This window comes from Rosistilla ulvae (assembly GCF_007741475.1).
Classification (GTDB): Bacteria; Planctomycetota; Planctomycetia; order Pirellulales; family Pirellulaceae; genus Rosistilla; species Rosistilla ulvae.
In genome coordinates this window covers 7,373,857-7,387,401 of sequence record NZ_CP036261.1, presented here as the reverse complement: position 1 = coordinate 7,387,401, position 13,545 = coordinate 7,373,857, and the positions used below count along the sequence as shown (strand labels likewise).

The window sequence follows — 13,545 nt, the reverse complement described above, 5'->3', positions numbered from 1 at the left end:
TACAACTTGTTGTATGTTCTTGGCACGTTCTATGGTGGTGAATCGTGCGCCGGAAGCCTCGGCATTCGCGTCGCTTGACCTGTTTACTCCAATCATTCCATCACGCTGGCTGCTGCCTTCCTCTGCGGCTGCCGCCTACCTCTCCGCTTCTCCGCTCGCTCCGATTCCAACGCCTCGACCCGGTCCATCAGCTCTTCACAGATCTGCTCGTAGATCCTGCCAAACTCGGTCCCGTATTTCGCTCGGAACGTCTTGGGTTGCTTGTCAGTTAGTTCGCCGGCGTGCGCGATGTTGGCGGCTAATGGGACCGTTGTTTCGAAGGGGGTGGGGAGGTTTCGCAGTTCGGAGTGATTGCTGGCGGCCCCTTCGATGATCGCTTTGTGCAGCCGGTCGTTTCCGCGGCATATCGACCACAACGTGCCGAGACACGCTGTTTTGTAACCGGCCGTCTGGATTCGCTCACCCAGCCACAGCAGGCCGCGGATCGATAGCCGGTTCGGCTGGCACGGGACGACGTAGGCGTCGGCGATACCCAGGAACAGTTTGACCTGCAGCGAGAGGCTCGGCGGGCAGTCGACGATCACATACGCAAACTGCTTCAGCCAGCAGCGGAATTGCAGACGGTTTGCATTGAACAACTTGCGGAAGTCTTGCCAGGTATGGAACCCGTGGCCCCCTTTGGCGTAGTTGGTTTGAAAGTCGTCGATCCGGACCGAGCAGGGGATGACCGACAGGTCTTCGATCCCGCCGCCGATGTTCGAAGCGCTCGGCCTCACGTAGGCATCAAACTGTTTCGCTTCAAATTCCGGCTTCAACATCTCCGACAACAGATCGTGCAGCGTCCGCTTCTTCCGATCCAGCTCGATCAGTGCCTGTTCGCCAAGCAACAACTCGCTGGCGGTGCATTGATGGTCGGCATCGATCAACAGCGTCGGCTTGCCCGAAGAAGCCAAGCACTCCGCGACCGCGATCGCATTGGTCGTCTTCGCCACGCCACCCTTCAAATTGGTAAACAGAATAACCGCCATCTATTCCTCTTCCTTGCATTTCCCCATCGACAAACCTCGCCCCCGCCAACCTGTCGGGGATTGTCCACCAAAACAATGGCCGATGATAGCAGATGCTCGGGAGGTTTGCCGTCGTCGACGACAGGGTGTCGGGGGCTACCGAGTGTTTGTGCTTAGGCGGGTTAGCCGGCGTGTGCGAACACTGCGTTGCCCACGAGAATCGGACGCTATCGCGTGCCGGCTGATGCTTTGCATTGAAACCGAGATTCGCCCTGACAGGATGGCAAGGCCCGCCCTCGACTTACAGCCCGGAGCCATCGCGAGCGATAGAGACCAAAGCGGCGGAGGGGGAATCATTTTGCATCGGATCTGCTTGACGCTAAAATCATTGCATGACACCTAAACCGCTTTCATCGGACATCACCGACGCTTTACACGCAGCCGGTGACCAACCACTCCCCGTCGTCGATCCATCGAATCAGAAGGTCTATTTCCTGATCGATGAGCAGTTGCATCGACGGGCGATGGCGGCGCTACAACAGCAAAATGCAATGGTTTCCATCGATCGTGGGCTCCAGGGGGAAGGCATGACGCTGGAGGAATCGCAGCGACGCAACCATCAAGCGTTGCAGCAACCGCAATGACTTTCGCTGTTGTCATCAAAGACGAGGCACATCGCAACATCCTGCGGAACACTAAGTGGTGGCAGGAGCATCACTCAACGGAAAAGGCAACGGAGTGGATGGATGCTGTATACCAGCAGTTAGCGGAACTATCGACGATGCCCGAGCGGCATGGACTGGCGGCTGAAGATGGCTCCTATCCATTTCGCCTCCATCAAAAGCTCGTCGGGCTTGGATCGACGCCTAGGTACCGCGCTCTTTTTCGCATCCAGAGCGATACCGTTGAAGTACTAACTCTGCTCGCCGCAGAACAGGATCAATGGCCGGGCTGATTCGCCCGGGAGCCATCTGCGAGGCGGCCCAAGTCGCAGTTAGCATGCCTGCCTGATTGGCTGGAGCAGAACGATCGGGATCGCAGCGAAAGTGCTTTCAATGAAGAGATACACCGTTGTTTATTCTTAAAATCCCCAACCACATTCATTCTGCCCCCATCATCCTGCCAACGTTCCAACGCCGGCTGAGCAGAACAATTGCGCGCCTTATTTCAGTTGCCTGCGAAGACGGAAACGGCAGTTGATGTTTCGCAGAATGATGGGGGCAGAGAGTGCCGGGATAAAACCGGTTTGGAATAGGGAATGAAAGTGTCCTACGAAGAGATTGTAGCCAAATGCTTCGGCCTCCAACGGAGGTGCGATGAAGGTAACGACATCGTGCTGAGCGTCCGGGACGAGGGAAGCGCAGGCCAGCCATTGAGCTCCGAAATCAAGCCTTTCGCGTGCCGACCTCGTTCTGCCGTAGGGAAGGCAAAATCGATTGTACCGCTAAGGGCAAGGTGCAATCGGACGCGGCGGAGTCTGAGACCCTGTGCATGTGCGGAAATTCCAAACGCGAGAACCGGGAGATCCCATCGGTTCCTCCAACGCAAGGACGGTCAGAGAACCTCTCCGAGGGCAAGGCTGACATGAACGCCGATGGGAAGTCAGATGAGTCCGTAGTACCGCCGACACAGGCGAACAATGCTGGTGCTGAACCAGCGGCGGAGCCTGCCGAGGAAAGGGACTCAGCCAAGAGGAACGTCGATCAATCCGACCTCGCCCGCGCACCGAAGCGGAATCGTCGAAGGTCACTCGGGTTGGTAGGCGTGCGCGAAACAGCTCGGTCCAACCCCGAGCTGAAGTTCACAGCGTTGCTGCATCATGTCAACGAAGACCTGCTGACAGCGGCCTTCTTCGATCTGAAGAAGACTGCGGCAGTCGGTGTCGATGAGGTGACGTGGCACGATTACGAGCAGGACCTAGGCGACCGGATCACCGATCTCCTGGGGCGAATTCACCGAGGAGCGTACCGAGCGAAACCGTCGAAGAGAATCTACATTCCCAAGCCCGATGGACGCAGGCGTCGGATCGGGATTGCATCGTTGGAGGACAAAATAGTCCAGACAGCGGTCGCCTGGGTGTTGCAGTGTATCTACGAACAGGATTTTCTCGGTTTCAGTTACGGCTTCCGACCTGGGCGGAGTCAACACAAGGCGCTCGACGCACTGAGTGTTGCACTGACCAGTAAGAAGGTGAATTGGGTATTGGACGCCGACGTCGATAGCTTCTTTGACACGATCGACCACACATGGTTGCTCAAGTTCCTGGAGCACCGAATCGGCGATAAGCGTCTGCTTCGGCTGATCCAAAATGGCTTCGGGCTGGGATTAGCGAAGAGGGTGAATGGTCGGAGACGAACGCAGGGACACCACAAGGCGCGGTGATCTCGCCGCTCCTTGCAAACGTCTACTTGCATTACGTTTTCGATCTTTGGATCCAGTGGTGGCGGTGCCAAAAGACGCGTGGTGATATTGTTGTCGTGCGCTATGCCGACGACTTTGTAATCGGTTTTGAGCACAAGGACGATGCGGAGGTGTGTCTGGATTCGCTCCATGCCCGCTTTCGCAAGTTCGGCTTGAAACTCCACGCTGAAAAGACTCGCCTGATCGAGTTCGGTCGCTTCGCCACCGAACGTCGACTCAAACGTGGTGAAGGTCGACCGGAAACGTTCGACTTTCTTGGCTTCACGCATCGCTGTGGACACACCCGCCGTCATGGCTGGTTCACTGTCCACCGCGAATCGGTAGCCACGCGAATGCGTTCGACACTTTCGGCGATCAAGCAAAAGTTGATCGAGCGTCGACACTGGAGGACCGGTGCATTGGGTTGTTGGTTAAGGCGTGTGCTCCGCGGTTGGCAAAATTACCCTGCTATACCGGGGAACATGAACCGCCTGAGGCAGTTTCACAATGCGGTCTCGAAGCTGTGGCTTCGCCAACTGCGTCGGCGGAGCCAGCGTCACAACTGGACGTGGGCACGGATGCGTCACCTGACGCAAAAGTACTATCCCGAGCTGCGAATCCTTCATCCCTACCCTAGTGAACGCCACCGCGCCCGACTCAAGGCAGGAGCCGTATGAGGTAATTCTTCAAGTACGGATCTGTGCGGGGGGCCGCCGGCAACGGCGGTCCCTACCGCGATATAAGTCGGGTCGCAGCAGGAGCGGTTTCAATGGAGAGACGCACTACTGAACGCTTCAAAGGCCTCTGATCAAATTCATTCTGCTCCCGTCATTCTGCATCGCTCCGATGGCCGCAGAGCAGAACGGTTGCTTGCGACGGCGGACTAGACGCCGGGGGAACCGCTCATTAAGCGGACAAGCCGACCGGTGGATAACAGCTGGCCTGATCCGCTTTTCGACCCTTTTGATGCCCATGAAACAATGATCAAAACGCGAAGCTGGCTCCGAAAATTACCGAATGCAAGTCGGGGGTGACGGTATAAGTGCGGTCATAGCTCATTTCTTCTGTGCCGAAGTTGCTGTATCGATATTCGCTTCTTACACGCAAACGCTCGGAAACAGCGTACTCGAGGCCGCCACCATACGTCCCACCTGTCAGCGTTTTTTCGTCGCCGTATGTGACGCCAGTAGCGACCACTTGAGTAAATCCTTCGTAGTCGGCGAACGCAAATCCTGCGGTGCCAAACAGCAGTAGCCTGTCAAATGCGAAGCCAAATCGGCCGCGCACCGAAGCATTCCAGTCAGATGAGGCTCCGCAGTCATATGCGGGATTAAAGCAAGGCGCTGTGGCATCGAGATCAGTCAGTGTGTAGTCCAGCTCGATTCCATAGACGAGTTTCCCTCTCTGACGATTGAACCCACCGTGAACACCGCCAGAAAATCCATCCGAATCCTCTTGAACATGGGTTGACACCACGGGGTTCGGGTCAAGGAACGACCAGCCGCCTTGTAGCCCCACGTAGGCACCCGACCAGTCGTAGTCACAGCATTCCCGCCCATCAGCATCGCAATAGGAATCACATTTCGATGCACCGAAAAATCGCGGTTGCTGCGCGTGCCCGAAACTCGACATGGCAGATACGCTCAGCAACAGTCCGCCAAGAGCAGCAAGACATTTTGTAGGTGAGTTTTGATGAAGCTTTACCAGCATCTAGTTCATTCCGTTGAATGAGGATTCTCGATCCGTTAATGTGTAACAGCTGCCGCGGTAGGTTCTTCCGCAGACGCGAAAGTGAGCGGCCCTGCCACACCTGATATAGGTTCGTGTGAAAATGCGTGCGGATTCAGGATTTCGTTTGCTCCTGCCCTAGCCCGCCTAACCGTCCGCACCTGAGCATTCAGCAAAAAAACGAGCAGAGTGAACGCTTGGGCTTCACAGGTGCCACAGCAAACACTGGCACTCAGGCGAAGACTGAAACGAGTCGTCATGAAAAGGCGGGGCACCCCGCTTCAGCTAGGGCTTGCGGTTTCGTTTTTTGCCGACTTGGATTCCATCCATGCCCCGCAGAATGCGGCACCGATCATCCGGCTGTCTTTCAATCCGAGCTTCCGATGTCGGCGCAGCAGCGACGCCCGATGAAATCGAAACGGAGTGTTTCCGGAGAGGGTCAACCCGAAGGTTGTCCGAGCGTACTGACACGAACGCAGAACCAAACGCACCCGCGATAGGCCCGTCTTCTGCGGCGAGATCTTCTTGTTCTGGAGCTGCCGGACGCGCGATTGAACATCCGCCCAAGCCGACTCATCAGGCATGGGGATCGAGCTCAATGCGAGAACAATCCAAAGAGCAGAAGCTTCGCGCGAAACAGAGCGAAGAACAGGGCAGGCAATCGCCCTATGAAAAAAGTGTACCCAAAAAAATTGGATACACTTCAGATGGAGAATCGACGTAAGTCGAGTACACCCCAGTGGATTCGAACCACTAACCTTCGGTTCCGTAGACCGATGCTCTATCCAATTGAGCTAGGGGTGCGTTGCTGCGATGAAGCATAGCTTTTTTGATTTACGCTGGCAAGCCGGACTCGAAGTTCTGGGACTCAATTCTGCTTTTCTTGCAGCGCCCGTTGCCGTAATGCCCGCCATTGCTCTCCGGATCGGCTGCTCCTAGCCGGAACCGCCCGGGTCGTCTGTGAATCCATGAGACATTGCGGGGCACGCGGTTCGCAGAAATCGTGATTTTTGCTGCTTTGACGGGCTCGCGGATCGACGATGTTCCGCTCCGGGGGGGCTCGCTAGCAAAAGGCGGGGAGAACTGTAGAAGTTCGCTGCAGGATTTGCTTGCTTCATCGCCCACCAACGATTTAAATAGGGGTTCGCTTTCTGCCATTTTTGAGTTTTTGCGCGATCCGATTTACGTCTTGCGGGGTTTTACTCAATTGCCTTCCGCAGGGATTCGCCGCCGGTTGTCACGCCAAAGGTGACCACCGAATCCGTTAAAATGACAAAGCCCCCGCCTCGCTCCCACCGGCCTACCATGCAAAGTCCCACGTCGTTAGTTACTGCTTCCCGTCGCGCGCATTACATCGGTGCTGCCGCCTGCCTGGTCCCTTGGCTGTTATTAACAGCGACGGGCTGCGATTCCCCGGCAGCGGCGATGAAGTCCGAACCGAAGCCGGAGCCGATGGAGACGATCGAGGCGGAGCTGATCACGGTGGCGCTGCAGCCCTGGCCGACGATCGTCCGCAGCCAGGGGAGTTTGGATGCCGACGAAGAATCGGTCGTGGGGGCGAAGGTCGCCGGCCGCGTGGCGGAGGTGCATGTCGACCTGGGCGATTATGTCAACGTCGGCGATCCGTTGGTGACGCTGGACCAAGCCGAATTTCAACTGAAGGTCGACCAGACCGAAGCTCAATTGGAACAAGCCCGCGCGGCGGTTGGGTTGCGGGCTGGCGTGCCGGTCTCCGAACTAAATCCCGAAAACGCTCCGCCGGTTCGCCAGCAGCGGGCGCTGTGGGAAGAGACGCAAAGCAGCCTCAAGCGACTCGAGAGCCTGAGAGTTCAGAAGGCTGTCTCCGAAGGGGAATACGAACTCGCAGCGGCTGCGGAACGGGTCGCCGAAGCTCGATACGCTTCAGCACTGAACGGCGTCTACGAAAAGATCGCCGCGATCGGCAGCTACCAAGCCGAACTATCGCTCGCTCGCAATCAGTTGACCGACGCGATCATCCGATCACCGCTGGAGGGCTTCATTCACCAGCGGCTGACCGCACCGGGGTCCTACATCTCGGTAGGCCAGAGTATCGCTGTCGTCGTCCGCACCTCGCCGCTGCGTTTCCGCAGCTCGGTTCCCGAGCGACGCGCTCAGGCACTTTCGTTGGGCCAACAGGTGCGGCTGCAAATCGAATCGGTCCCAGAACCGCGGACGGCAACGATCACGCGGATCAGCCCGATGTTGGATCAGCAGAGTCGTTCGTTGGTCTTCGAGGCGGAGATCGAAAACGAGGGACAAGAGCTTCGAGGCGGGCTGTTTGCCGAAGCGGAGATCGTGGTCGACGACGACGCCACCGGCTTGGTCGTCCCGCAATCGGCGATCAACGAATTCGCGGGAGCTGAGAAGGCCTGGAAGGTTGTCGATGGTGCGCTTGTCGAGCAGGAGGTGCTGATCGGAAAACGCCGCGACGGGCAGCTGGAAGTTCTGCAAGGGCTGCAATCGGGAGACGTGATCTTACGCGATGCGTCGCAGGGTCGGATCGCGAAGATCAAGCCTTAACTTAACAAGACGATCAACCGGTGGGCGATGTTTTTCAACGCTCTTCGGAATCCCGCCCGCCGTGAAATTTCTCTGGGGCTAATCCCCCAACTCAAAATAGTCGCTCATAGGGAACGAGAGCTTTGTATTGGCTAGCTGAAGTTTGCGTGAAGCGTCCGGTCTTCGCTTTGATGTTGATCACTGCGTTGGTCGTCGCTGGAGCTGTTGCGTTTCCACAGCTGGGCGTCGACAGGTTCCCGAACCTCGACATGCCGCAGGTCTTTGTCCGCACGACGTATCTCGGCGCGGCGGCAGAGGAGGTGGAATCGGAGGTCAGCAGCGTCATCGAAGACGCGGTTGCGACGGTCGCGGGGATCGACGAACTGCGATCGATCTCGGCCAACGGTCGCTCGTTTGTGATCGTCACCATCGAACTGGATCGCGACATCGACGCGGCGATTCAAGACGTTCGCGATGCGGTGGCGGGAGTCGCCAACCTGTTGCCACCAGGGATCGATCCACCGATCGTGCAGAAACGCGATCTCGATTCATCGCCGATCATGACGCTGGCCGTCTCGGGCCCGCGGTCGGCTCGCGAACTGTACGTGATGGCCGATCGGTATGTCAAAAACGTGATCGAATCCTCCAGCGGCGTCGGCGAGGTGAAGATCTCCGGAGCGGCCGACCGGGCGATCCAGGTCGACATCGACGCCCGCCGATTGGCGGCACACCGGCTGTCGATCCTGCAAGTTCGCGACGCCCTGGTGCGTCAAAACGCCGAGGTGCCGGGCGGATTGATGAACGAAGGACAACGCGAACGGTCGCTGCGAACGCTGGGGCGAATCTCCGAATCGCATCGGTTTCCCGACTTAACCGTCGCCACGGTCGGCGACACCGCGGTGCGGTTGAGCGAACTGGGGACAGTGACCGACGGAACCAAAGAGGTCCGCACGCTGGCGCGACTCAACGGCGAGCCGGCGGTCCTGTTGGAGATCCAACGCCAGAGCGGCGAGAACACGGTCGCGGTGATCGATGCGATCAAAGAGCAATTGCCGCGCAGCCAGGAGTTGCTGCCCGACGACATCCGCGTCGAAGTCATCCAGGACCAATCGCGATACATCGTCGAAGCGCTGCACGAGATCGAACGCCACCTGATCTCCGGAAGTATCCTCGCCTGCCTAACGGTGATGTTGTTCATGCGGTCGTGGCGGTCGACGATCATCGCGTCGGTCGCGATCCCGGCATCGATCATCGCGACGTTTGCGTTTATGAAATGGTTTGGCTTCACGCTAAACAACGTCACGATGCTAGCCCTGGTGTTGATGGTTGGCGTGGTGATCGACGATGCGATCGTGGTACTCGAAAACGTCTTCCACTGCATCGAAGAGAAGGGGATGGCGCCGGCAGAAGCCGCCGTTACGGGAACCAAAGAGATCGGCCTGGCGGTTCTGGCGACGACGATCTCGCTGGTGATCGTCTTCCTGCCGGTCTCGTTTCTGTCGAGCGTCACGGGGCGACTGTTGTTCGAGTTTGGCGTGACGGCGACCGTGGCGATCCTGATCTCGATGCTTGTCAGTTTCTCATTGACGCCGATGATGTGCAGCAAGTTGTTGCGGCCGATCGACAAGCCGACCGAAGACGAGTCCGGCAAGTCGAAAAAGAGTGCGGCTGTCAAATCGCGTGGCGGCGTCTACTCCTGGATCGAGGGAGCTTATCTATGGATGCTGGCCCGGGCGTTGCGGTTCCGTTGGCTGGTGTTAGTCGTCGTGGTGTTGGTGATCGCGTCGAACATTCCGCTGAGCCAATGGGTGCGCCGCGATTACATCCCGTTGAACGTCGACGAATCGGAGTTTGAGATTCGAGCGGAGGCGAAACCGGGGGCGAGCTTGCTGGCGATGCGGGAGACGATCGATCGCGTGGAGGCGGAACTGGGGAAGATCGATGGCATCGAGACGGTGATGACCACCGTTGGAACCGGCGGCTACGGCGATGTGAATCGGGCGCAGATGTATATCCGTCTGCAGGACAGTCGCGAGCGAACGTTTTCGTTCGGGCGACTCTGGGACGGCTTGCTGGCCGGTGATCCGAAGGCTGCGTTTCGTGGAAACTTCACTCAACGCGAAAAGATGGGAGAGATCCGTAAGCGATTGTCTCCGATCAAAGATCTGCGGCTATCGGTCCGCAACCTGACCTCGCTGCGGCAGGGAGCCCCGGTCGACATCGACTTTGCAATCATGGGCCCCGACGCCGAGAAGCTGCTGGAATTCAGCGACAAGATGAAGGCCAGGGTCAAAGAGATCCCGGGAATCGTCGACGTCTATTCGACGCTGCAGATCAACAACCCCGAACTGCTGGTATCGATCGATCGCCAACGGGCGGCGGCGCTTGGGGTCGAGGTGCGTGAGATCGCCGATACACTGCGAGTGGCCGTCGGCGGCGACGACCGCGTCTCGCGATACTTGGATCAATCGGCAGGCGACGCATACGATGTCGAACTGCGGCTTGTCGGCCTGGACCGGAACGACATCCAATCGATCTCTCAATTGTACGTGCGGACCAATCCGATGCTGCCGACCACGTCGGCGAACGATTTAGTCGTCGCGGCGATCGAGACGGGGCTGAGTGGTTCGATGACGCGGATCGATAACGTTGTCGATTTCGAATACAGCCAGGCGGCGTCGCGAATCGACCGATTGAGTCGCCAGCGGATGGTGTCGGTGCGAGCAAACATCGCCAACGGTTACGCGTTGGCCGACCGGATCGAAGCGATGGAGCAGGTGGCAAACGAAATCGGTCTGCCCGAAGGCTTTAACTATGAGATCCTCGGCGGCGGCCGCGAGCTGGAACGAACGATCACCGACTTCGGTTGGACGTTTGTGTTGTCGTTCATCTTCATGTACATCGTGCTGGCGGCTCAGTACGAGAACATGGTCTACCCGCTGATCATTCTCCTGTCGCTGCCACTGGCGATTCCGTTTGGTTTGATCAGTCTGTATTGGGGGGGCGAGACGTTGAACCTTTATTCGGCGCTTGGCATCTTGGTGCTGTTTGGCGTGGTCAAGAAGGCGGCGATTTTGCAAGTCGATCACACCAACGCGCTGCGATCGCAAGGGATCGGCCGGCACGATGCGATCATGCAAGCCAACCGCGACCGCTTGCGTCCAATTCTGATGACGACGGTTTCGTTTGTCGCCGGCCTGCTGCCGCTGTTGATCGCAACGGGGCCGGGAGCCGAGGAGCGGCGTTCGATCGCCGTGCTGGCGGCCGGCGGCCAGACGCTGTCGTTGATCCTGACGCTGCTGGCGATCCCCGTGCTGTACACCTTCTTCGACGACCTGGGCAAGCTGCCCGGTTGGTTGATGAAGCCGACCAAGAACGAACCCGCACGGGTCGACTCCGCCAGCAGCATCGCGTCGTAAAAGTTGGTCGCCTTTCGCTCCGCGAAAGTGCGTACCCATACCAGCACGAAGCGCAAGCAAGTGATTTTTCTCTCGAGAGTTCACTCGCTTGCGTTTCGTGCTGGCATTTCGTGCTCGCGTTTTTGGCGGCGATTTAGGGGAGAGGATGTGGCGCGGACGCACTTTCGCGGAGCGAAAGGCGACCATCGCCCATACTAGCACGACGCGCAAGCGAGTGATTGTTTCTCTCGAGAGTTCACTCGCTCGCGCTTCGTGCTAGTATTTCGTGCTCGTGTTTTTGGCGGCGATTCGTGAGAGAGGATGTGGCGCGGACGCACTTTCGCGGAGCGAAAGGCGACCATCGCTCGCTTCCTACCTGCAAGGCACCGGGGCCTTACGACCCCGGCAGGAGATGTGTCGGCCTCCGGCCTTGGTCGCTTCCTCGAGCGATGTTGTCTTGGTGACGGATGATCGGTTGGTTGGTCGCCTTTCGCTCCGCGAAAGTGCGTGCGGCCCATACGAGCACGAAGCGCAAGCGAGTGATTGTTTGCCGAGAGTTCACTCGCTTGCGCTTCGTGCTGGTATTTCTCGCCCGTATTTTTGGTGGCGACCTTTGGCTAACCGATGATCTCGCGGCGGTTGCTGACGTAATCCCAGATGACGAAGCGATCGAGGTCTTTGCCGCTGGTAAAGATCACCCGGCCTTTGGTGCTTTCGGCTAATCGATACGCAAACCGGATGTCCGCTTCGCTCTGCGACCAACTGGGGATCAAGAAAATGTTGATCGTAATCCCCTCGCGATGACAGAGCATCGCTTCACGCATCGTCGCTTGTTCGGTCTGCGGATCGGGCGGGTAGAGCATGAACAGGTTGTTGTCTTCGAAGTGGGCTGTCGGCAGGCCGTCGGTGATCAATACGATCTGACGGTTGGGCGTGTCGGTCGTCACCAGATTCTGCCGAGCCAATTGCAGCGAGCGTTGGATGTTGGTGAAGTGAGGATGGATCTGCGATTCGCTGATATCCTCGCGACTCATATCCGCTCTCAACCGCACCCAAGGATCGTGGATCGTGACCGGCTTGGGCATCAGTTCGATCAACTCGCTGGCGTGCCGCATCTTGGCGAAGGTGTACATTTCGATAAACCGCAGGAAGTCGCCGGGGTATTCGCTGGTGATCAGTCCCTGCAGCGCCAAGGCCATCCGTTTGACGTTGATGTATTGCCCGTCGTACCGCATCGAACCACTCATATCCATGATCACGCACGTGGCGCACTTGGGATGGTTCCGCGTCTTGTGGATTTCGATATCCTCGCTGCGCAACTGTAGCGGCCGCGTGTCGCCATGCCGCAACAGGGCGTTGATGACGGTCTGCGGGAGGTCGATGTTGGCAACGCTGTCGCCGAATTCGTAGGGCTTGGTCTGCTGCAGTTCCACCGCTCCGTCCCCTTCGACCGCGTCGGGATGCCGGCCGCTGCGAGAGGCTTGCAGGTCGCTGAAGATCCGCGACAGCAGTTTTCCCTGGAACAGCTTGTAGGCGTGCGGTGTCAGTCGGTAGTTGCCGGTTTTGTTATCGCGGTCGAGCCCCTGCCGTTCGGCCTGTTCGCGCATGTAGTTCTCGACCTGCTGGCGGAGTTCTTCCAGTTGATTCAAATCGCCCGGCTCGGTGAACTCCTGCAACAGATCCATATCGATGATCCCGATCTGCGCCGTCTTGGCAGCTTCTTCGAGCTGCCGCAGCAGTTCATCGATCTTCTCCAACTCCTCCTTGATCTCCAACGCCTTGGGGACCGACATCGGTTCCCGGCCGGTGAACTCATATTTGCTGACAAGTTCAGCGATCTGCAGCTTGTCGTTCATCCGCTGCATCACGCCCAGCAAACCGAGAGCAAAAGGAGAGTGATCGCTGTCGGCCCGATACCACAGCCGTTCCAGATCATACGGCTGTTCTTCGGCGATCCCGCGGCGGTACGCCTTCTCCAGATCTTTGGGCGGACGGACAGCACTGGCACTCTGTTGGTACGCACGGCGGGCGCGCTTTTGAGCCGCTGCGGTTTCGTAGGTCTCCAGGATTTTGCGTTTCCGCTCTTCGAGCATCTGGCGCAACATGTCGATGCTCGGCCCCAGGCCGGCGATCTGGCTGGGATCGAGTCGCACCGCGCGGGCCAACTCCTCTTCGGACAACTCGCGATAGTTGCCGAACATCATCGCGTGTTCAAACGCCGACGAGACCAAATCGGGAGGCGGCTGCGTCGGGCTGGGGAATTGCGCCGGATCAAATTTCTGATACGAATGGATGATCCCGCCAGGACGTTTTTTCATAATGATCTTCTTGTTGCTACAGGCCCCGTTACGGCGCAGTTGCTGACTTAAGCAGGTCGCATTGCATTTTTTCGTTTCACCGCCATCGGGCCGCCCTGCCCATAAAAAACTCGGGGCGATGCCCACGCGGTTAAACGACAAGCCTCTTCAAAAACGCGGGGGGATGCCCACGCG

The 13,545-nt window shown here is 58.1% G+C and carries 7 protein-coding genes, 1 tRNA gene and 1 pseudogene; 5 read left to right on the top strand and 4 right to left on the bottom strand.

Annotated elements, in window-relative coordinates; translation table 11 throughout:
• Positions 1 to 92: 92 nt before the first annotated feature.
• Positions 93 to 1,028 carry a ParA family protein gene (locus tag EC9_RS26020; protein WP_145348886.1) on the bottom strand — a complete coding sequence of 312 codons (936 nt, stop codon included), beginning with the start codon at positions 1,026 to 1,028 and terminating at the stop codon, positions 93 to 95.
• Positions 1,029 to 1,399: 371 nt separating this feature from the next.
• Here EC9_RS26020 and EC9_RS26015 point away from each other — a divergent pair, with 371 nt between their 5' ends.
• From EC9_RS26015 to ltrA, 3 genes and pseudogenes are all read left to right on the top strand, one after another.
• On the top strand, positions 1,400 to 1,651 hold the full coding sequence (locus EC9_RS26015) for a hypothetical protein (RefSeq protein ID WP_145348885.1): 252 nt from the start codon (positions 1,400 to 1,402) through the stop codon (positions 1,649 to 1,651).
• A complete protein-coding gene (locus EC9_RS26010) occupies positions 1,648 to 1,962 on the top strand; it encodes a hypothetical protein (protein ID WP_145348884.1) in 315 nt (104 codons plus the stop codon). The genes EC9_RS26015 and EC9_RS26010 overlap by 4 nt, the downstream gene beginning before the upstream one ends.
• A gap of 536 nt (positions 1,963 to 2,498) precedes the next feature.
• Positions 2,499 to 4,084: pseudogene (ltrA, locus tag EC9_RS26000) on the top strand (group II intron reverse transcriptase/maturase).
• Between the two features lie 307 nt (positions 4,085 to 4,391).
• Here ltrA and EC9_RS25995 read toward each other — a convergent pair.
• Positions 4,392 to 5,117: an outer membrane protein gene (locus EC9_RS25995; protein WP_145348882.1), complete on the bottom strand. Its 726-nt coding sequence runs from the start codon at positions 5,115 to 5,117 to the stop codon at positions 4,392 to 4,394.
• A 748-nt stretch (positions 5,118 to 5,865) separates the two neighbouring features.
• Positions 5,866 to 5,939, bottom strand: a tRNA-Arg gene (locus EC9_RS25990).
• Between the two features lie 501 nt (positions 5,940 to 6,440).
• Here EC9_RS25990 and EC9_RS25985 point away from each other — a divergent pair.
• A complete protein-coding gene (locus EC9_RS25985; protein ID WP_218934459.1) occupies positions 6,441 to 7,676 on the top strand; it encodes an efflux RND transporter periplasmic adaptor subunit in 1,236 nt (411 codons plus the stop codon).
• A gap of 122 nt (positions 7,677 to 7,798) precedes the next feature.
• Positions 7,799 to 11,074 carry an efflux RND transporter permease subunit gene (locus tag EC9_RS25980; protein ID WP_145348880.1) on the top strand — a complete coding sequence of 1,092 codons (3,276 nt, stop codon included), beginning with the start codon at positions 7,799 to 7,801 and terminating at the stop codon, positions 11,072 to 11,074.
• A gap of 596 nt (positions 11,075 to 11,670) precedes the next feature.
• Here EC9_RS25980 and EC9_RS25975 read toward each other — a convergent pair.
• The gene (locus tag EC9_RS25975) at positions 11,671 to 13,371 is read right to left on the bottom strand and encodes a vWA domain-containing protein (protein ID WP_145348879.1); all 1,701 of its coding nucleotides are present in this window, start codon (positions 13,369 to 13,371) and stop codon (positions 11,671 to 11,673) included.
• Between the last annotated feature and the right edge of the window lie 174 nt (positions 13,372 to 13,545).